A 19,579-nucleotide genomic window follows, 5' to 3' on the forward strand; every position below is an offset into this window, starting at 1 on the left:
CCTGCGCTTCGCGTGACGGGCAAGGAGAGAAAGATGGCCGCATTGGACCAGTCTCAGGTGAAGGAAGGGGTCGACCAGGATACGGTCGATGCCGTGCGCGAAGTCGGGGGCGCCTACAAGTACGGGTGGAATACCGACATCGAGATGGAATACGCCCCCAAGGGGCTGACCCCGGATATCGTGCGGCTGATCTCCGAGAAGAACGAAGAGCCGGAATGGATGACCGAGTGGCGGCTGGCGGCCTATGAGCGCTGGCTGACCAAGGAAGAGCCCAAGTGGGCGATGGTCGACTACCCGGAGATCGACTTCCAGGACCAGTATTACTACGCGCGTCCGAAATCGATGGAAGTCAAGCCGAAGTCGCTGGATGACGTCGACCCCAAGCTGCTGGAGACCTACCAGAAGCTCGGCATTCCGCTGAAGGAACAGATGATCCTTGCCGGTGTCGAAGGGGCCGAGGATGCGCCTGCCGAGGGCCGCAAGGTGGCCGTTGACGCGGTGTTCGACTCCGTCTCCGTCGGCACCACCTTCCAGAAGGAACTGAAAGCGGCGGGCGTCATCTTCTGCTCGATCTCGGAAGCCATCCGCGAGCATCCCGAACTGGTGAAGAAGTACCTCGGCTCGGTGGTTCCGGTGTCCGACAACTTCTATGCCACGCTGAACAGCGCCGTCTTCTCGGACGGGTCCTTCGTCTACGTGCCGCCGGGTGTTCGCTGCCCGATGGAACTGTCGACCTATTTCCGCATCAACGCCGAGAACACCGGCCAGTTCGAGCGTACGCTGATCATCGCCGACAAGGGCTCCTACGTGTCCTACCTCGAAGGCTGCACCGCGCCCGCGCGTGACATCGCGCAGCTGCACGCGGCGGTCGTCGAGATCATCGTCGAAGAAGACGCCGAGGTGAAATACTCGACCGTCCAGAACTGGTATCCCGGCGACGAGAACGGCAAGGGCGGCATCTACAACTTCGTGACCAAGCGCGCGGATTGCCGTGGCGACCGGGCCAAGGTGATGTGGACGCAGGTAGAGACCGGCAGCGCCGTGACCTGGAAGTACCCGTCTTGCATCCTGCGCGGCGACGACAGCCAGGGCGAGTTCTACTCGATCGCCATCGCCAACAACTACCAGCAGGCCGACACCGGCACCAAGATGATCCACCTTGGCAAGAACACCAAGAGCCGGATCGTGTCCAAGGGCATCTCGGCGGGACGTGCGCAGAACACCTATCGCGGGCTCGTCTCGATGCACCCGAAGGCCAAGCATGCGCGCAACTACACCCAGTGCGACAGCCTGCTGATCGGGGACAAGTGCGGCGCACACACCGTTCCCTATATCGAGGTCAAGAACAACACGGCGCGCGTGGAACACGAGGCGACCACCTCCAAGGTGGATGACGACCAGCTGTTCTACTGCCGCTCGCGCGGCATGGACGAGGAAGAGGCCGTGGCCCTGGTGGTCAACGGGTTCTGCAAGGACGTGCTGCAGGCGCTGCCGATGGAATTTGCCATGGAGGCCCAGCAGCTGGTCGCCATCTCGCTGGAAGGGTCGGTGGGCTGATGGACGAGGTTCACGCCAAATCCTCGCGTCCGGTGCGGCTCCGGCTTGGTCATCCGAGCCGGCTGAACAACGGCACCCTGTCGATGACGATGATCTTCATCGGCTACTTCGCCGTGTTCATGGCCTCGCTGTTTCACGACGAACTGGCGCTGGAACTGGCGAACATGGGCTGGATCTCGGTCTCCTGGGTCGAGATGGTCGAACTGTTCATCGGCCTTGCTCTGTTCCTGTGCTGGGGCGCGCTGACGGCGGTCCAGATCCGCTTTCTCGACCATGTGCGCGCCCAGCCCCGCAGGCAACGGGACGACCGGTCATGATCATCACCACCACGCCCTCGGTCGAGGGTCGCAAGATCACGGATTACAAGGGTATCGTGGTGGGAGAGGCCATCATGGGGGCCAACGTGGTGCGTGATATCTTCGCGCAGATCACCGATATCGTCGGCGGCCGCTCGGGCGCTTACGAAAGCAAGCTGCAAGATGCGCGGGACACCGCGCTGCGCGAGCTGGAACAGCGTGCCACCGAGCGCGGTGCCAACGCGGTGGTGGGGGTCGACCTCGACTACGAGGTTGTCGGGCAGTCCATGCTGATGGTCTCGGCCTCCGGCACCGCCGTCGTGGTCGGCTGAACGGCAGGAGCGATTGCGTCATGTCTGCCAGGTTATCTCGTTTCGGGGAACGGACCGTTTCCGCCGTGTTTGGGGGCGAATTCGCCGGTTTGCCCAACTCACGCCACTTTCCTGAGGCATCTGCTGCGCCGACTGATCAGGATTGGCAGGCGCGGCATGCTCGACTCGGACACCCAGAAGCAGCAGTTTCACCAGCGGATAGATCGCATTCAGACGCGGCTTCTGGAAGATCAGGCGCCGCGCAAGAAACGCCGCGTGACCCGCGACCACACCATGAGCCAGCTTGCCGTCGCGCCGTCTCTGGCCGAGCTGTCGCGCGCGTCGGCGCGCAAGCGGCGCGGCTTTCCCTTTGCCGGGCATCTGGCGTTCCTCGTCGGGATCGCGGTGATGCTGGCGGCCAACGTGATCGTCTTTCGCACCAGCGGTGCGACCACCAACGCGGTCGCGGAGTTCCTGTCGCTGATCGGGCCGCTGCCGCTTGCCGGTGCGCTGTCCATCCTGCTGATCTTTGGCTGCGGCATGCGGCGGCGGCCGCAGATCATCGGCCTGACGCTCGGGCTTGTCCTGATGTATTTCGTCGAACCCTACGTGGCCTATGCGCTGCCCGAGGTCTGGGCAAAGCTCTACACGGCCGAGCACTTCGACGCCATGATGGTCGAGTCGGGCCTGCGCGTGGCCGGGTCGCACTCCCTGTAACACCGGCCGCCCCGGCGGCCTTTCATCCGAAATCCAAGATGCGGTCCGCGTGCCTTCCGGCGCGCGGTATCGCCATGCGTGAGAGAGAGAATTATGCTTGAGATCAAGAATTTGCACGTCAAGCTTGAAGAAGAAGACAAGCAGATCCTGAAGGGCGTGAACCTGAGCGTCGAAGCCGGCAAGGTACATGCGATCATGGGGCCGAACGGGTCGGGCAAGTCGACGCTGTCCTATGTTCTGTCGGGCCGCGACGGCTATGAAGTGACCGACGGGAGCGCCACGCTCGACGGTGACGACCTGCTCGCGCTGGAGCCCGAGGAGCGCGCCGCCGCTGGTCTGTTCCTTGCGTTCCAGTACCCGGTCGAGATCCCCGGTGTCGGCAACATGACCTTCTTGCGCACCGCGGTGAACGCACAGCGCAAGGCCCGTGGCGAGGAAGAGATGAGCGCGGCGGACTTCCTGAAGGAGGTACGTACCCGCGCCAAGGCCCTGAAGATCGACGCCGAGATGCTGAAGCGCCCGGTCAACGTGGGTTTCTCGGGCGGTGAGAAGAAGCGCAACGAGATCCTGCAGATGGCGATGCTGGAGCCCAAGATGTGCATCCTCGACGAGACCGACTCCGGCCTCGACGTGGACGCGATGAAGCTGGTGTCGGACGGCGTGAATGCGCTGCGCGACGAAGGTCGGGGCTTCCTCGTCATCACCCACTACCAGCGGCTTCTGGACCACATCAAACCGGACGTGGTTCACATCATGGCCGATGGCCGGATCATCAAGACCGGCGGCCCCGAGCTGGCGCTGGAAGTTGAACAGAACGGGTATGCCGACATCCTGAGCGAGGTGCAGTAATGGCCCTTGCCGAAAGAAGGATCAGCGCCACGGAAGCCCGGATCGCCGGGCTCGAGCTGCCTCGCGGCGGCTGGACCGAGGCCGCGCGGCAGGATGCCCTCGCGCGTCTGCGCGCCATGGGCCTGCCCGAGCGGCGTGATGAATACTGGCGGTTCACCCGTCCCGACACGCTGTCGCAGGCCGAGACGCCGCGCGCTGCGCTGTTCAAGCCGGAAGAGACCGAAATCTTCAGTGATCTCGATCGTCTCAAGATCGTGTTCGTGGACGGTGTCTTTGATGCCGCCCAGTCAGACGACCTGAGCCTCGAAGGGGTCACGATCGAACGGCTTGCCGATGCCTCGGTGACCGACATTCACTGGGCACGCGACCTCTACGGCACGCTGGAGGCACGCGGGCAGGTTCCGGTGCAACGGCCTTTTGCCGCGTTGAACACCGCCTTTGCCACCGACGGGCTGATGATCCATGTCATCGGCAAGCCCAGCAAGCCGATCAGCCTTGTCTATGTCCACGATTCCGAGACTTCGGACGCGATCCTGCACCACGTGGTCAAGGTCGAGCCGGGCGCCGAGGTGACCCTCCTCGAGAACGGTCCGGCGGCTGCGCGGTTCAACAAGTGCATGGAGATTGACGTGGCCGACGGCGGCAAGCTGCACCTGATCCGCAGCCAGGGCCGCGACCACGAGCGCCGCGCCGTGACGCATCTGTTTGCGCGCCTCGGCGAGGAGTCGGTGTTCAAGGCCTTTACCCTGACTGTGAACGGTGTGCTGACCCGAAACGAAGCCTTCGTTGAACTGACCGGCGATGACGCCACCGTGCATGTGGCCGGTGCCTGTGTCGGGGATGGCGATTTCCATCACGACGACACGGTCTTCATTACCCACGACGCGGTGAACTGCGAAAGCCGGCAGGTGTTCAAGAAGGTCCTGCGCAACGGGGCGACCGGTGTCTTCCAGGGCAAGATCCTTGTGAAGGAAGGCGCGCAGAAGACCGACGGCTACCAGATCAGCCAGTCGCTGCTGCTGGATGGCGACAGCCAGTTCCTGGCCAAGCCCGAACTCGAGATCTACGCCGACGACGTGGCCTGCTCGCATGGTTCGACCAGCGGCGCCATCGACGAGGAGGCGCTGTTCTACCTGCGCTCGCGCGGGGTGCCCGCGGGCGCGGCGACGGACCTCCTGACGCTGGCCTTCCTGGCCGAGGCGGTGGACGAGATCGAGGATCCGGACCTGGCCGCCGACATCGTCAGCCGGCTGGAGAGCTGGCTGGCGCGCCGCCGCTGATGGCGGTGACGTCGGACATAACGGCGACCTACAGGGGGCCGGGCAGGGTGGTCGAGCGCCTGCTCGCCGCGGGCCAGCGCGACGACAGGGCGCTGGCCTTCCTGATGGCCTTCTGCCTGCTGATGTTCATCGCCCAGATGCCGCGCCTTGCACGGCAGGCCTATCTGACGGGCGAAGAGCTGAACCCTCTGCTGGGCGGGGCGCTGCTGGGGTGGATCGTGATCGCGCCGCTGTGTTTCTACCTGATCGCCGCGGTCTCGCATGTGCTGATCAAGGCGGTGGGCGGCAAGGGGAGCTTCTACGGCGCCCGCCTGGCCCTGTTCTGGGCGCTGCTGGCCTCGACGCCGGTCCTGCTGCTGCACGGGTTGACTGCAGGGTTCGTGGGGCCCGGTGCGGCGCTGCAGGCGGTTGGCCTCTTGTGGATCGCGTTGTTTTTCTGGTTCTGGATCGCGGGGCTGCTCCGCGCCGAAGGGTTTTCCAAATGACAGTCATCCCGGCCGCGGGCCCCTTGCTGAAACAGTCGCTGACCGACCCCGCCGGGGTGGCGCGTACGCTCGTCGGCCTGAACCTGCCGCGCAATGTCCTCTGGACCGCGCTGCTGCTGATGGCGGCGCTGCAATCGGTGCTCTTTGCCCTGTCGAACCTCGTCATGCCACCCGAGGACCTGCTGCCTGCCGTCCTGAGCTCGCCCCTGCGGTTCTTCATGCTGACGGCGGCCATGCTCGCGCTCACGGTCAGCGCGATCTACTGGGTCGGACGCCTGATGGGCGGAGACGGCGCCTTTGAGGATGTGCTGGTGGTGATCGTCTGGATGCAGGTCCTGCGCCTGCTGGTCCAGCTCGTCTCGCTGGTGCTGGCCCTCGCCATCCCGCAGCTTGCGGTCATGCTGCTGGTGGCTGCTTCGCTGGTCGGGATCTACATCCTCGTCCATTTCATCGATCAGGCACACCGCCTGAATTCGCTGGCCAAGTCGATCGGCGTGCTGGTGCTCGCCATGGTGGCTCTGGTCGTGGCGCTCTCCCTGCTGGCAGCCCTGTTCCTCGGGCCCACCGTCGGGGTCGCCGGCTATGCAGGAAGTGATAGCTATGTATGACGTCGACAAGATCCGCGCCGATTTCCCGATCCTCTCGCGCGAGGTGAACGGCAAGCCGCTGACCTACCTCGACAACGGCGCCTCTGCGCAGAAACCGCAGGTGGTGATCGACGCGATCACGCAGGCCTATTCTCAGGAATACGCCAACGTGCACCGCGGTCTGCACTTTCTGTCGAACCTCGCGACCGAGAAGTACGAGGGCGTGCGCGGGATCATCGCGCGCTTTCTGAACGCGCCCACCGAGGAAGAGATCGTCTTCACCTCCGGCACCACCGAGGGGATCAACCTCGTCGCCTATGGCTGGGCCATGCCCCGGCTGCAGGCGGGGGACGAGATCGTGCTGTCGGTCATGGAACACCACGCCAACGTGGTACCCTGGCATTTTCTGCGGGAACGACAGGGTGTGGTCCTGAAATGGGTGGATGTGGATTCGACCGGTGCGCTTGACCCGCAGGCGGTGATCGACGCCATCGGACCAAAGACCAAGCTGGTCGCGGTGACCCATGTGTCCAACGTGCTCGGCACGGTGGTCGATGTCAAAACCATCACCCAGGGCGCCCACGCCAAGGGCGTGCCGGTGCTGGTGGATGGCAGTCAGGGCGCGGTGCACCTGCCGGTGGACGTTGCCGATATCGGCTGCGATTTCTACGTCATCACCGGGCACAAGCTCTACGGTCCTTCGGGTTCCGGCGCGAACTTCATCAAGTCCGAGCGGATGGCCGAGATGCGGCCCTTCCTCGGTGGGGGCGACATGATCCGCGAGGTCAGCAAGGACCAGGTGATCTACGCCGACCCGCCGATGAAGTTCGAGGCCGGTACGCCGGGCATTGTCCAGACCATCGGCCTTGGGGTCGCGCTCGAGTACATGATGAACCTCGGGATGGAGAACATCGCCGCGCACGAGCACATGCTGCGGGACTACGCGGTGTCGCGGCTCTCCGGGCTGAACTGGCTGCAGGTGCAGGGGACGACGCCCGACAAGGCGGCAATCTTCTCCTTCACGCTGGACGGTGCCGCCCACGCCCACGACATCTCGACCATCCTCGACAAGAAGGGCGTCGCCGTACGCGCCGGTCACCACTGCGCAGGGCCGCTGATGGACCACCTAGGGCTGACCGCCACCTGCCGCGCGTCTTTCGGGCTCTACAACACCAGGGCCGAGGTCGACACGCTGGTCGACGCGCTGGAACTGGCCCACGAACTCTTCGCCTGATCGGGGCGGCCCGGCGCATCTGGTGATGTGCCGGGCTGTCAGTCGTTTTCGGGGGGGACAGCCGTTCTCGGTGTAGACGCGCAACGGAGCTGAGCCTGCTAAGCTTATGGGGAAAGGTGCGGCGGCCTCGCAACCGATTGCCCTCGCAATGTCACACCGACGAGGCCCCGCAGCGAGCCGGTTTAGACCCATTCACTCTCCCGCGACGAGGCCCGCAACGATGATGTTGACCGAAGGTCGCAGGGCGGCATGATTTTCTACCCGCGTGACCATTCCCATGTTGCGGGACCCTCTTGGATGGTCTAATGCAACCCGGCACGCACCCGTAGCTCAGCTGGATAGAGCGCTGCCCTCCGAAGGCAGAGGTCACAGGTTCGAATCCTGTCGGGTGCACCATCTTGCAATCAGTGCTAGTCAGAAACCGTAAGACCTTGAACGGGAAGGTGGTTTCTGTGGTTCGAACACCCTCTTTTAGGTTTACCGTTACAGGCTCCGTGAAGACCAGCCGCAGCACCGTTCTCTTCGCTGCCAAGTCGCCTTTCGCCCATATTTCATAGGGCTTTGCGATGAAAGTCATAGCGAGTTCGAACATCTCAGAGAAGTTCTTCGCTGGTTTGGCTGATCGTGCCGCCGCCTCGTCAATGCAAACCTTTTCGGCCTGTAACTCCGCGATCCTATTCTCGAGTGCTTGTGCGACCACTTCGTTGGTTGTCTTGACCGCGCGCTCTACGTACGACTGGATATCGCGTTCAATCTGCCGCGATTTGGTTCGAAGTCGTTTCGATTCCTCTTGGAGGGTACTCGCATGCTGGTCCCACGCATCTCTGAACATTCTGTGCGCGAGTTCGAACGTGGTTTGATCAGGAACAACGGACTGCAGTAACTTATCAAACTGGTCCTCAACTTTTCCTCTGGCGATCGACTTCCCCTTCAAGGAGCAACCTCGGTGCTGGCACAGGTAGTAGGGATACTTCTTTCCAGTGTGGCTCATTGACCAAGCAGACGTGAGTCGGCGTTCGCAAGCTTCGCAGATTAGGAAACCGCGCAATGGAAAGTCTTCGTGAATGTCTTTTCGCGCCGGAGCGACGCTCTTCTCCTTCAGACGATCTTGAATGATGACATGCGTGTCGTAGGAGATCAGTGGTTCATGTTGGGCTTTGGTCAGTGGAATGCTCCACTCCGGTTTTTCGATGTAGCCTGCGTAGATCGGATGTTTCAGCAGCGCCGTCACACTGTCATAGCGCACCTCTTTGTACCTGTAGTCTTTGGGAAACTCCGGCTTAGCGTCGAGGAAGCGTTTCACTTCGGCTTGTGTTTGGAAGCGCCCTGACGCGAAACCATTGAGCGCCTCAGCGACAATGGAAGCGACGGGTTCATGCCGAACAAGCATCTTACCTCCACCGGACGCCCTTACGTACTGATACCCTTTAGGCGCCCGGAAGACCCAATAGCCGTTTTGGAGGCGCGCTATGGTACGACTCATCGATTGCTCGGCATTTTTGACTCTGTCGTGTTCGGCGATTGCAGCAAAGATAATTTCGATAAACCGTGATCCGGCATCCTCACCAAATTTCTGTTTTGGGCTTTCAATCTTCGCGCCGCACGATACGATCTTTTCGCGCAGGGCGGTGTGCGTGGACACATCTCGAGCGAAGCGAGTGATATCGTCCACGACTACTACGTAGTCGGAGCCTTTGACTCTTCTCAGGTGCTTCAGCAAGGCATTCATGCCGGGCCGTTCAGAGAATTTTCCCGATATTACGTCGGAGAAGACTTCGACGACTTCATAGCCCCGCGCTTCCGCATATTCTCGGCAGCTTCGCTCTTGACTGGACAGTCCAGAGCCATCACTGGTTTGCTTCCTAGAGGAAACTCGGCAGTACACGACACAGAGTTTACTTGTGGTTGACATCAATTGTGAATGCATTCGAATTTTTCCTTTTGGCTCATATTTCTTCAAGCGGCTGTGGGAATTGAACCTCTGGTGAGATCCTTCGCAGTGGGATGCCTCGATGCTTCCCTGATTGCCTGCTGCGCCGGGTGCACTTCGAATCCAAGATCAATGAATGCCACTACAATTGACCACAGTGCGTTCAAGAACCAGCGCGATCTTCTTCTGAGAGATCCGCACGATCGAGAAAGCCTTGATAAAACTCGACGTCGAAGAAGATCTTTTTAGATGTGTTCGTCTGCTCCACTGCGAAGCTGGATGGGCACAGCTCCTGCGTCGTACTTGCTATGATTTTCAATTTCGAACCCTCCGTGGTTTCAGTGATGAAATGGTCGATGCTGAAGCATAGGCTCAACTCGACGGCGCTATGCAAGTCATTGTTTTAACGCAAGCAAATGTCCGAGAATGCAGGTTTTTGGACATGTGACTCCGGGTCACAAAGTCGTTCGACTTAGAACGGAAAAGTTCGAACTGTCGTTTCTGGTGTGACCACAGATCACAGCAAAAAAAGTGGTTTCGCTTCGCACGGGGTTGGCGGTTGGAAGCGTCGCCGCTGGTCAAGTGGTGAGGAAAATGGCGCTTACACCTCGCTTGGAATCAGAATCACCACCCGATTCGATTCGGTTCGCCACCCCGCCGTGCCACTAGAACCATGGAACACGCACACTCGTGGAAGAACGCTTGCGCCAGACTTGCCGGGCTTTCGGTGCGATTGAACTTAAGCTCGGCTTCAGGTCTAGTGCTGCAAGAAATCACGAAACTGGAAGAGCCCGGGTACCATGATAGATTTTTCGAAGCTGAGCCGCCCGAAGTCGAGAACCGCGTCAGTAGATCCGATTGAAATATTTAAGAAAACTCCGAACACGGGGGGCGCTCCGAACGATCTTTGGAAGGGACAGGCTGACGCTCTGACCGCATGGAACGGCGCACGGACCGAACGTGACAACCTGATTATCCTCAACACAGGCGCAGGCAAATCGATAGTCGGGCTGATGGCCGCACAGAGTCTGGTCAATGAAGGGGTCGAGAATGTTTTGTTCGTATGTAGTACGATCGATCTTGTTGAACAAACTGCCCGCGAAGCTGAAAAGCTTGGCCTGAATTACACGATGAGGACGGGTGGGGCGTATTCCAACGACGGATTTGAGACTGGCAAGTCATTCTGTATTACGACCTACCAGTCTCTGTTTTTGTCGCTATCTCCATTTAAAAAGTTTCAACTTGGTGGGATCATCTTCGACGACGCCCACGTCTCGGAAAGGTTGATTCGCGATAGCTTGACTGTGACCGTTTCAATTACCGATCATCCTGAACTGTACCAAAAGCTTGTCGGTATTATTCGTCCGGAGTTCGAAAAAATTAAACGAGCTGACCACCTGAAATTCGTTGTCGACGAAGCTTCGGGGGGCACGACTCTCTGCCCGCCGATGACGGCCGCCAGGAATTCAGCTGCCATCATTGAGGCATTTAAGGGATATAAGTACGGGGATCACTTGGATCTGAAATTTCCAATGATTCAATTGTACGAGCACTTGCAGTGCTGTGCGGTTTATGTCTCTGCGCGTGAAGTTGAGATTTGCCCGCCGTTCATACCGAACGCGCATTTCGAGCATGTAGTGCGATGCCCTAGAAGAATTTACCTGTCTGCAACCTTGGATTACCCGACTGATTTCATCAGGGCTTTTGGGACAGAAAAGGTGAATCGGATTGAGCCGGATAACGATGCGGGTAACGGTGAGCGGGTTATAATCCTCAGCTCGCTGCTCGCAGATGCGGACGCCAAATTGGACTTGGCTGTGCGGCTGAAGCAGGAGTCCAAGGTCCTCGTGTCCGTTCCGAGCTACAGGAAGGCGAAGGCTTGGAAAGACTTGTGTGTCCCCCCAACTGCCGAAAACTTTTCCGCAGCGTTAAACGATTTTCGAAAGAGCGAGACTGGAATATTTTGCTTAGTCTCGAGAGTTGATGGAATAGACCTGCCGCAGAATACATGCAGAATAATGATAATCGACGGTAGCCCAAGCGGTTCAAACGCTCAGGAGCGGTACCAAGTCGAAGCGCTCCAGATGCTTAGCCAGAACGCTACAAAGACGTCAACTCGACTTACGCAGTTGCTCGGTCGCATCAATAGAGGTCGAAGCGACTATGGTGCATTCATTATTTACGGTCACGATCTAAATACGTGGTGCAAGAATGATAGAAACATTGCGCTTCTTCCATCCTTAATTAGAAAACAGTTTCTGCTTGGCGCGGGCCTTCAGGAGCAAATTGGAAAAATTGACAACGTTGAGCTGGTCAAGCTTCTGTACAATATTCTTGGGCAGGGTGAGGGAAAGGTTAGAGACAAGGAATGGCTGAAGTTCTACGGAGAGACAATTGAAGGCCTAGAAGTGCATGACGATGCGCTTACATTGGTACGTGAACGCGAGGAGAAGCTGGCGCAAGGTGCGCTCGCTGAAAGCGAATTCATGAGTTGCCTATGGCATGGTGACACGCAAAAGGCGCGGCAGGCGCTTATGTCGGTTATTGATTATGTCGCGCCAGTAGATTCGAAGCTCGCTGGTTGGTACGATCTTTGGCTCGGGATGACGTACGAGCTGGAAGGGGACGTTTCTTCCTCTTCGACCCATTATTCACGAGCCCGCTCGAGGCTCACGCCGCGGCTGAATGTACCCTTGGTCAGCAAGTTTGCCACTGATCACGGAGAACTGAGCACTGAAAATCCGGTCCAGAGAAAGCTTGCCGACCTCAACCTAAAGTCTGGCAACCCATTCTCTGAGTACGCTGAGAAGCTAAGACACAACATTGCAGTGGTCGGGAACGCCGCAAAGTCTTCGAACGAGCGGGAAGAAGCGTGCCGTTTGATCGGAGAGCTTCTAGGATTCGAAACGGAGAGGCCCGACAATGTTTACAGAAAGGGTCCAGACGTCGTCTGGAGTTCCGAAGAGACAAAAGAACTGATCGCTTTTGAACTAAAGACGCAGAAGAAGGAAGGCGACACGACATACAAAAAGGATGCGATCGGTCAAAGTTTGAATCACATTGAGTGGCTCCACGAGAAATACGAAGGTTATGTTTTTCGGGGTGTCGTTGTGATGGGGCCGCTAGGCGTTGTAAGTAATAATGCTTCTCCGGGCGACCAACTTTTCCTAATCACGCCGGATGAGTTCGGTGCGGTGTGTGGCGGTTTCGTCGCGCGTATCGATGATTTGGTCGGCAGAACGCAGCTCGAGCGGTGGCACATGCTCAAAGAACTCGGATTGCTGCCAGAATACCAGATTGCGGGGCTATCGGCAGCCTTCTCGAATAGGTTGCTTAAGTCCTTGATGTAGAGCGGCTCGGAGCGAAATATGTGGACGCGAGGGGAGGGGCGCTTAGCGCGTCCCTCGCTTCTTCCAAGCAGTAGGTCATTTCCATTCGAAGCGCGGCGTGTCGGCCAACAGTAGTTTTCTATGGCCCCAGTGCGAACTTGGATGCAGCTTGGCGAAATAGTCGCGCGCAATCAAACAGATGCTTATTTAGGCACTCGAGGAATACTCGCTTTTGTACTAAAAGAGTCCGCCCTCTGTGCCGGTGGCCCGCCGCCTGGCTTCGAACTCCCTCTCCGAGCAGATTTCTTTCCACATCGTGTGAGTTGAAGAGACCATCTCTTGCAAGGCATCACGTGGATACAATGCTAAGTCGTCAGCCGTATAAAGTATTGCTGTTCGTCGATCATCCGTAGGTGCACCGAATTTGATGACACCTAGCCGAACTTCTGCAAGGTCCGGGTTATCTACGCGGATACGTTCGTGCATCATTGAAAAGGCAAACCTTCTACCTTCGGCAGTTAGTCCTCTTGCGCTCCTCGGCTCCACAAACGGAACCAGTGGCCGCCCGTCGATTGCCAAAATAAGTGACTGCCAATAGACGACTTTGCCAGCGGCGCCCATTGGAAATGGGTAGATGTCGAACGACCTCCCTTCGATTCCCTCACGCGAGGCAAAGTCGTGAAGCCCTCGCGCAACCCGCAGGTTCGCAGCTTTCTCTTTCTCACTGCGGCTTAGGCGAGAGATTTTTGAAGCAATAACCTTCCAAGGAGTCTTGCCTGTAGGGCCGAGTAACTCGGACTGGACATCGAAAATGTCGCTAAAGCATTGCCGGAGCGGACGGTAGGAAAACGGCGGGCGCCCAGCCCGCATTGCCAAAAGACTTTTTCTTTTCATGTCGTACGGTTGCGGCGCAATCCGCGCGAGATCGATGTCAGGTAAGGGGGGAGTCTTCATGTGGATCTCCTGCTCGCAATGGAGCGCCCACACTGACCTTATGATGCTTGAAGCGCTCTATGATCACACTATCGGAGATCCGATTTCCAAAAGCAACTGCTGTTCCTGTTTTGTGCTTCACTGTGGCCCAAGGCCCGCCGGGTGCGTGAGAGATGTCGACGAGTAACCAAGGTGACATCTTGCCATACGCAATTAGGACCTGCCGTATCAGGCTGCGGACATCCCCATCCTCCGGGGTTGGGAGCGGCGTCTCCTTGCCAGTGAGTGCGTCTCGACTTACTGCTCTGAAGCGGATCGCATCCGCTCCTGCAGACTTGAAAGATGAGTAGACAGCAGGATGAACCGGCCCATGCTGCCAAGCTTCAAAGTTTCCTGAGACCAATGGCGAACGGGACTGCATGAGTTTGGTGCCGTGTGCAAAATAGATCAGCTTCTGCAGTGCGACGTGGGTGACCGCAACATCCTCCTCCTCTGCTATCTCAAGTAGAAGGTTGGCTATTGCTCTAGGGTCGTATGGTCCGCTCATGCCATGGTGCCCAATGTTCTTCTTTTGTTCGCATAGTGACAGAGTCGCGGCGGTATCGCAATGAGCGATGCGAGACGATTGCGCTACCATGGCGTTATGTGACCGGCTTACTTCGTGCTGGCACAGTCTTGGCGCTCATGGTCGGTGTTGGTCTTGGCTTCACCACATGGCGACGACGTGCGAGGCCTCACACGTCGTCCCTGTCGCAAAAGTGAGGCTGGGCTTATACCTCCCGATCCGACGTTTCGCCGGCGAGAGATATAGCCACAAGAAGCCTTTCCCACCGACGTAGCTCCTCGAAAACTGAGTTCGATGTTGCTGCTTTTAGGTGCGCCAATTCCCAGAAAGATACTGATATGAACCGCGATTTCGGGGGACAGATTTGCTGTATCTTAAGAGGTTCCGCTTGCGCAGTCCCCTCGATTACCGCGAGCAACCTTTCTGCGTCACCCCGGGAACCAAATTCGCAACCGCCCGGCAAGCGGGGCCTCACCCCCGCCCGCCGTCCGGGCTCAATGGCTGCCGGTGAAGACCAGCGATTGCACCGGCATCAGGAGCATGTGGATCCGCAGCAGGATCGCGTGGACGAGGCCCACCGTATCCACGACATGCAGGTAGACCGTTTTCCAGAAACCGAGGCCGCCTTGTTCGATCAGGTCGTGGTTGTAGGTGTAGGCGTTGGCCATGCAGCTTGCCCCGGCCGGGATGCCATCGGCGCCACCGGCGTAGAGCGGTTCGAGGAACACCGTCACGCTGCCCGGGGCGCCGGTCTGCGCGGGGTCGCGCAGCATGTCGGTGGGCCGGTACTGGCCTGACGGAATCACGTTCTGCACCTCGGCGACCACCATGGGAATGACCTTGAAGGGCTTCGCGTAGCAGCCCATCTCGGCGAACATGCCCGGGCGGATGACGTCGGCGGACAACTGGCTGAACCCGGCCGCGAAGCGCTCCTTTTCAAGGTGGAGGGCCGGGACAAGGATGCCGGCGGGGCGCAGCACCGGGTTCACGTAGTCGCCGGGCTGGAGCACGAACTGTTCGACCCGTCCGGCCACGCCCGCGTGCACTTCGGTCTTGGCCAGCTCGGCCTGCGTCTGCTTCAGAGCGGCCTCGGCGCTGGCCAGCTGGGCGGGGATCAGGACGTTGATGTTCTCTTCTACTGCGCGCATCTGGGCGATCGCAGCGGCCACCGACCCCTCGCGGCTCGACACAAGGTTCTCCAGCCTCTCCTTCTCTGAGGCGCGGGCCGCGGTGGAGCCGCGCTCGGCCAGCAGAGTTTCCCGCGCGAGATTGTCGCGTGCCTGTCGGAGGGCGCCCTCGGCCTCGGTCACGGTGCCCCGCGCCGCGGCGAGTTGGGCGGCGGCGACGCTCTGCGAGGCCTCGACTTCCACCATCTTCTGCCGTGCCGCGTTGACCGCCGCCTCTTGCGACGCGGAATCGAGCCGGAACAGAAGTTGACCGGCCTGAACGTCCTCGTTGTTGGCCACGAGCACCTCGGTCACCCGGCCGCCGGTTTCCGGCAGGATGGTCACTGTGCGGAAGTAGTTCGTCACCGCGTTGGTCGAGGGATGGTAGTAGAAGACCAGCGTAATGAGCGAGATGGTCAGGATTGCGCAGAGGGTGATGCCCCAGCGCAGTTCGTACCAGACGGAGAAAAACGTGATCTCCTGGCCGATCCGTTTGCCCTGTACGAAGCGGCGGAACAGGTAGTCGGGCAGGATGGTGACGAGCGAACAGATGATGACTTCGAACATGCTTCAGTGCGCCCCGTTTTCCTTGGCGGGGGCCTCGGCCTCCGTTTCGTCTGTAGTCTGAGCCTGCGCGGGCGCCATGGCCTGAAGCGAGCGCGCGATGGAGCGGAGCGGGGTCAGGAAGTCCGGCATCCGGAAGGCGGCGATCAGGATCGCGACGACCCAGAACAGGTTGTTGTGGGTGAAGAGTGCCAGCAGGGCGAGAATGCCGATCACCTGAAACTGAGCGTGATTGCCGGTATGGGCCATCCGCTCGGGCAGGGCATGAAGGGTCAGGTACAGCGCGCCGATGCCTACGATCAGGGCAATGGTGAAAATGGCGACGACGGTAAAGAGCGGATCGCTCCCATCTGCGTTGGCCAAGTAACTCGGCGCATGGGCCGGGGCCAGCGGGTTCATCGTGTCCGATTGCAAGTGTCTCTCCCTCGCCATCTTGATGCAGCTAAAGCCAGATTGCTGGCCCTGTGCCGTTCCGGCAAGCGGTCAATGAGCGAGGCCGCGATGATCGCCCGGGGATGTGGCATTCCGGGTTCCTCCCGTTCTTGGGCGCCATCGTGGGTTTGGCGGGGTGCGAATGAGCCCGGTTGTGAGATACCGGAAGGTGTAGGGAACCCGGCTGTTCGCCGGATGGGGTTCGGACAATGGCGATGCAGGCCCCTTCGTCGTTCTCGCAGGGAGGTCGAAAACAGGGGGGTGGAGGCGTGAGAATGCCCACGGCTGCATTTTGTCTGGCGTTGAAGGCTTTGTACGACGTGCCCCAAAATTGACAAATTACCAATTCATCTCGGAGTTGAAATGAAATCAGGATAACTGAATTAAGTGAAATTAGTCACAATTCCGTTTCCGCAATTAATGGCGAGCAACAGTGAAACGATTTATCCAAACGTTCCTCAAGTCTGAAAGTGGTGCAGTAACAGTCGATTGGGTGGTTCTGACCGCGCTCGTAGTCGGGCTGGCCATCGCGGCCTTCGCAGGAATCGAAGGCGGCGTCGCCGAGCTGACCGCAAGTATCCAGGAATATCTCGAGAGCGTATTGGTGGGATCCTGACAAGATCGAATCCGGAGGTTTCTGATTCCGTTGCGATTCGTCTGCCGATTCTCATCGAGGTAAATCGGCAATAGGCGCAGAGCCTCCTGCCGACGCGCCTTGCAAGACACCTGATCGCGGAGTCTGGGTCTCCTCAGCTCTGACGAGGCGATGGTGTAAGGCAATCAAAGGGCAGGGCGGTAATCCATGCTTTGCCAAGCCTGCAAATGGCCTTCCGCCCCGAAGGGCAATTGCGCATCATGTCCGGCTGAACTGCGATATTCTTCGCGTTCAGGTCGCACGGGGCGACGGAACGGGAAGAATATGGCGGAGAGACAGGGATTCGAACCCTGGGTGGGCTTGCACCCACAACGGTTTTCGAGACCGCCCCGTTCGACCACTCCGGCACCTCTCCGCGGGGGTCTGTGAGGGAGCCGTTTAATGAGTCGCGCGGCGGGGTGCAAGGGGCCTTTCCCCAGTTTTGAGATTATCGTGATTTCCCATTGCCCGGTGCCGCAAAAGTCTTACGATTCCTGCATGACAAGATCGTTCATGCCCCACCGCTGGCCCCGTCTCCTCGCCGCGCCCCTGCTGATGGCGCTGATAGTCGTGAACCTCGCCGCCGCGTCGCCCGTGCGCGCGGCCAACCGTGACCGGATCGAGGCGTTCCTGAACGTCACCGGCTTTGATGTCGCGCTCGACAGCATCCGCTTTTCTGCCTCTGCCGCGCCCGAGATGCTGGGCGTGCAGGCCCGCGACTTCGGTTCGGAGTGGAAGCGCCTGACCGACAAGGTGTTCGACACCGCGCAGATGCACTCGATGGCGCTCGACATGCTCGAACAGACGCTCTCGGACGAGAACCTGAACTTCGCCGTCGAATTCTACGCCGGGGACCTTGGGCAGCGCCTGGTCGAGGCCGAGAATGCCTCGCACATGATCGAGGATGACGATGCCAAGAAGGGTGAGGGCGAGCAGATCGTCGCTGACCTCGTGGAACAGGGATCGCCCCGTATCGAGCTGTTCAAGCGGATGAACCGCGCCATCGACTCGGATGGCTCCAGCCTGAAGGCGATCGAGGAAATCCAGGTGCGGTTCCTGATGGCCGCCAGTGCCGCCGGTGTGGTCGACCTGACCATGGACGCCGACGAACTGCGGGCCGCCCTGAAGGCGCGCGAGCCGGAAATGCGGATCGCGCTGCAGAAATCGGCCCTCGCGGGCTCTGCCTTCACCTACCAGAGATTCTCGGATGACGACCTCGGCCTCTACACCGAGGCGCTGGAAGCGCCGGAGATGCGGCAAGTCTACGAGCTGCTGAACGCGGTGCAGTACGAGATCATGGCCAACCGCTTCGAGGCGCTGGCGGCGGAAATGGCCGAACTCCGGCCCGGTCAGGACATCTGACGATGACCGGCCTCCGCCACGCTCTTGGGGTTGCCGCGGTCCTGCTCTCGGTGCAGGTGGCGGCACTTCGCGCCGAGAGCGCGGCGGAACGGCTGGGCGAGGTTCTGCTCTTGTCGGACGTCGCCGAACAACTGCGGGACGAGGGGATCGCCTATGGCGAACGGCTGGACGAGGAGATGCTCGACGGCCGGGGCGGCGCCCACTTCGCGGGTGAGGTCAGCCGCATCTACAACAGCGCCGCACTCCTTATGGTAATGCAGAAAGCCATCGCCGAGGGGCTCGACGCGGCTCAGGTCAATGACAGCCTTGCCTTCTTCGATACCGAGCTTGGCGGGCGTATCCTGACACTCGAACTCAGCGCGCGGAGGGCAATCTCCGATCCGGCGGTCGAGGACATGGCCGCCGACACCTACGACTCGGCCTTTGCCGACGGGAACCCCCGGGTGGACGATATCGTCGCCTTCATCGAGGCGAACGACCTGAGCGAGCGCAATGTCGCCGAGGCCCTGAGCTCGAACTACCAGTTCTTCCTTGGCCTTTCCTCGGCCGCCGCGGCGCCGGCCAGCGAGGCCGAGATCATCGACCGGGTGTGGTCGCAGGAAGAAGATATCCGCGAGTCGACGAATGAGTGGCTGCAGAACTTCCTGTTCATGGCTTACGGTCCGCTTTCGGATGACGAACTGCACGCCTACATCGCGTTTTCCCAGTCATCGGCGGGCAGGGCGCTGAACGCCGCCCTTTTCGACGGATTCGAAGAGATGTACCGCGCCGTCTATTACGCGCTGGGGCTCAGCGTGGGGCGTGCCCTGTCGACAAGCGACCTCTGAGCGTTACTCCGGTGTGTCGGGGTCAAGCTGCGTCAGGAGCGCTTGCAGCGCGCGCTTGATCCGTGCCGCGTCGCTGTCTTTCAACTGATGCAGCAGAACCGTCTCGTGAGCGCGGGCATCGCCGACCAGCCGCTCGGCCAATGCGCGGCCGTCCTCGGTCAGGAACACGCGGACGCGGCGCCGGTCTGCCGGGTCGCCCTGGCGGCATACCAGTCCACGGTCCTCCATCTGCGCGATGATGCGGGTCAGGCGGGATTGTTCAAAGAGGGCGAGTCGGGCGAGGCGGGTAATCATCGCCCCGTCCCGATCGTAGAGGCAGGCCAGGACCCGCCACTCGGGCACTCTCAGCCCGTTTTCGCGCACATGTGCATGGAATTGGGCACTGGCTGCCTCGCTCGCGGCAGCAAGCAGGTACAGGAGGTATTCCGAGACGAATTCGCCTTGTTTGGAGGCAGTGGGGGGCTGGAAGCTCACTGGATCGTCCGCTAGAGCACAGGGGTGCGTGAAAAAAGTCTTGACCT

Annotated in this window: 18 protein-coding genes, 2 tRNA genes and 1 pseudogene; 14 read left to right on the forward strand and 7 right to left on the reverse strand. The window is 59.9% G+C overall.

The window, feature by feature from the left end; translation table 11 throughout:
* Positions 1–33: 33 nt before the first annotated feature.
* From sufB to DDT93_RS04130, 10 genes are all read left to right on the forward strand, one after another.
* The gene (gene sufB / locus DDT93_RS04085; protein ID WP_109464501.1) at positions 34–1,557 is read left to right on the forward strand and encodes a Fe-S cluster assembly protein SufB; all 1,524 of its coding nucleotides are present in this window, start codon (positions 34–36) and stop codon (positions 1,555–1,557) included.
* Positions 1,557–1,874 (forward strand): hypothetical protein, encoded by a 318-nt coding sequence (locus DDT93_RS04090; protein ID WP_109464502.1) that lies wholly within the window; start codon positions 1,557–1,559, stop codon positions 1,872–1,874. Before sufB ends, DDT93_RS04090 begins: the two co-directional genes overlap by 1 nt.
* A complete protein-coding gene (locus DDT93_RS04095; protein WP_109464503.1) occupies positions 1,871–2,185 on the forward strand; it encodes a heavy metal-binding domain-containing protein in 315 nt (104 codons plus the stop codon). Before DDT93_RS04090 ends, DDT93_RS04095 begins: the two co-directional genes overlap by 4 nt.
* 156 nt (positions 2,186–2,341) lie before the next feature.
* Positions 2,342–2,881 (forward strand): hypothetical protein, encoded by a 540-nt coding sequence (locus DDT93_RS04100; RefSeq protein ID WP_109464504.1) that lies wholly within the window; start codon positions 2,342–2,344, stop codon positions 2,879–2,881.
* A gap of 93 nt (positions 2,882–2,974) precedes the next feature.
* Entirely contained in the window at positions 2,975–3,730 is a 756-nt protein-coding gene (gene sufC / locus DDT93_RS04105; RefSeq protein WP_109464505.1) for a Fe-S cluster assembly ATPase SufC, read from the forward strand.
* Positions 3,730–5,010 (forward strand): SufB/SufD family protein, encoded by a 1,281-nt coding sequence (locus DDT93_RS04110; protein WP_109464506.1) that lies wholly within the window; start codon positions 3,730–3,732, stop codon positions 5,008–5,010. Before sufC ends, DDT93_RS04110 begins: the two co-directional genes overlap by 1 nt.
* Positions 5,010–5,495: a YIP1 family protein gene (locus tag DDT93_RS04115; RefSeq protein WP_109464507.1), complete on the forward strand. Its 486-nt coding sequence runs from the start codon at positions 5,010–5,012 to the stop codon at positions 5,493–5,495. The genes DDT93_RS04110 and DDT93_RS04115 overlap by 1 nt, the downstream gene beginning before the upstream one ends.
* The gene (locus DDT93_RS04120) at positions 5,492–6,103 is read left to right on the forward strand and encodes a YIP1 family protein (RefSeq protein WP_109464508.1); all 612 of its coding nucleotides are present in this window, start codon (positions 5,492–5,494) and stop codon (positions 6,101–6,103) included. The genes DDT93_RS04115 and DDT93_RS04120 overlap by 4 nt, the downstream gene beginning before the upstream one ends.
* On the forward strand, positions 6,096–7,316 hold the full coding sequence (locus DDT93_RS04125) for a cysteine desulfurase (protein WP_109464509.1): 1,221 nt from the start codon (positions 6,096–6,098) through the stop codon (positions 7,314–7,316). Before DDT93_RS04120 ends, DDT93_RS04125 begins: the two co-directional genes overlap by 8 nt.
* Before the next feature lie 319 nt (positions 7,317–7,635).
* Positions 7,636–7,712, forward strand: a tRNA-Arg gene (locus tag DDT93_RS04130).
* Between the two features lie 499 nt (positions 7,713–8,211).
* Here DDT93_RS04130 and DDT93_RS27150 read toward each other — a convergent pair.
* Positions 8,212–9,243: pseudogene (locus tag DDT93_RS27150) on the reverse strand (recombinase family protein); the annotation flags it as partial.
* Between the two features lie 803 nt (positions 9,244–10,046).
* On the opposite strand from DDT93_RS27150, the gene DDT93_RS04150 reads away from it, so the two are divergent.
* Positions 10,047–12,596, forward strand: a complete 2,550-nt coding sequence (locus DDT93_RS04150; protein WP_109464512.1) for a DEAD/DEAH box helicase family protein — start codon at positions 10,047–10,049, stop codon at positions 12,594–12,596.
* A 216-nt stretch (positions 12,597–12,812) separates the two neighbouring features.
* On the opposite strand, the gene socB is transcribed toward DDT93_RS04150, so the two are convergent.
* From socB to DDT93_RS04170, 4 genes are all read right to left on the reverse strand, one after another.
* Positions 12,813–13,529, reverse strand: coding sequence for a type VI toxin-antitoxin system SocB family DNA replication inhibitor toxin (socB, locus tag DDT93_RS04155; protein ID WP_109464513.1), 717 nt, complete (start codon positions 13,527–13,529; stop codon positions 12,813–12,815).
* On the reverse strand, positions 13,507–14,145 hold the full coding sequence (gene socA, locus DDT93_RS04160; protein ID WP_332872680.1) for a type VI toxin-antitoxin system SocA family antitoxin: 639 nt from the start codon (positions 14,143–14,145) through the stop codon (positions 13,507–13,509). The genes socB and socA overlap by 23 nt, the downstream gene beginning before the upstream one ends.
* A gap of 422 nt (positions 14,146–14,567) precedes the next feature.
* Complete coding sequence (locus DDT93_RS04165) at positions 14,568–15,806, reverse strand: HlyD family secretion protein (RefSeq protein WP_109464515.1); 1,239 nt, start codon at positions 15,804–15,806, stop codon at positions 14,568–14,570.
* 3 nt (positions 15,807–15,809) lie between these two features.
* Positions 15,810–16,217, reverse strand: a complete 408-nt coding sequence (locus DDT93_RS04170; protein WP_198654758.1) for a hypothetical protein — start codon at positions 16,215–16,217, stop codon at positions 15,810–15,812.
* Between the two features lie 451 nt (positions 16,218–16,668).
* Between DDT93_RS04170 and DDT93_RS04175 the strand changes: the two genes are divergently transcribed.
* Entirely contained in the window at positions 16,669–16,851 is a 183-nt protein-coding gene (locus DDT93_RS04175; RefSeq protein ID WP_109464516.1) for a Flp family type IVb pilin, read from the forward strand.
* 304 nt (positions 16,852–17,155) lie between these two features.
* Here the strand turns inward: DDT93_RS04175 and DDT93_RS04180 are convergent.
* Positions 17,156–17,245, reverse strand: a tRNA-Ser gene (locus DDT93_RS04180).
* Positions 17,246–17,367: 122 nt separating this feature from the next.
* On the opposite strand from DDT93_RS04180, the gene DDT93_RS04185 reads away from it, so the two are divergent.
* On the forward strand, positions 17,368–18,231 hold the full coding sequence (locus DDT93_RS04185) for a DUF2059 domain-containing protein (protein WP_408607905.1): 864 nt from the start codon (positions 17,368–17,370) through the stop codon (positions 18,229–18,231).
* 2 nt (positions 18,232–18,233) lie between these two features.
* Positions 18,234–19,058 carry a DUF2059 domain-containing protein gene (locus DDT93_RS04190; RefSeq protein ID WP_109464517.1) on the forward strand — a complete coding sequence of 275 codons (825 nt, stop codon included), beginning with the start codon at positions 18,234–18,236 and terminating at the stop codon, positions 19,056–19,058.
* A gap of 3 nt (positions 19,059–19,061) precedes the next feature.
* Here DDT93_RS04190 and DDT93_RS04195 read toward each other — a convergent pair whose 3' ends face one another.
* Complete coding sequence (locus tag DDT93_RS04195; RefSeq protein ID WP_109464518.1) at positions 19,062–19,532, reverse strand: MarR family winged helix-turn-helix transcriptional regulator; 471 nt, start codon at positions 19,530–19,532, stop codon at positions 19,062–19,064.
* Positions 19,533–19,579 lie beyond the last annotated feature (47 nt).

The sequence above is a fragment of the Albibacillus kandeliae genome (genome assembly GCF_003116585.1).
Taxonomy (GTDB): Bacteria; Pseudomonadota; Alphaproteobacteria; order Rhodobacterales; family Rhodobacteraceae; genus Albibacillus; species Albibacillus kandeliae.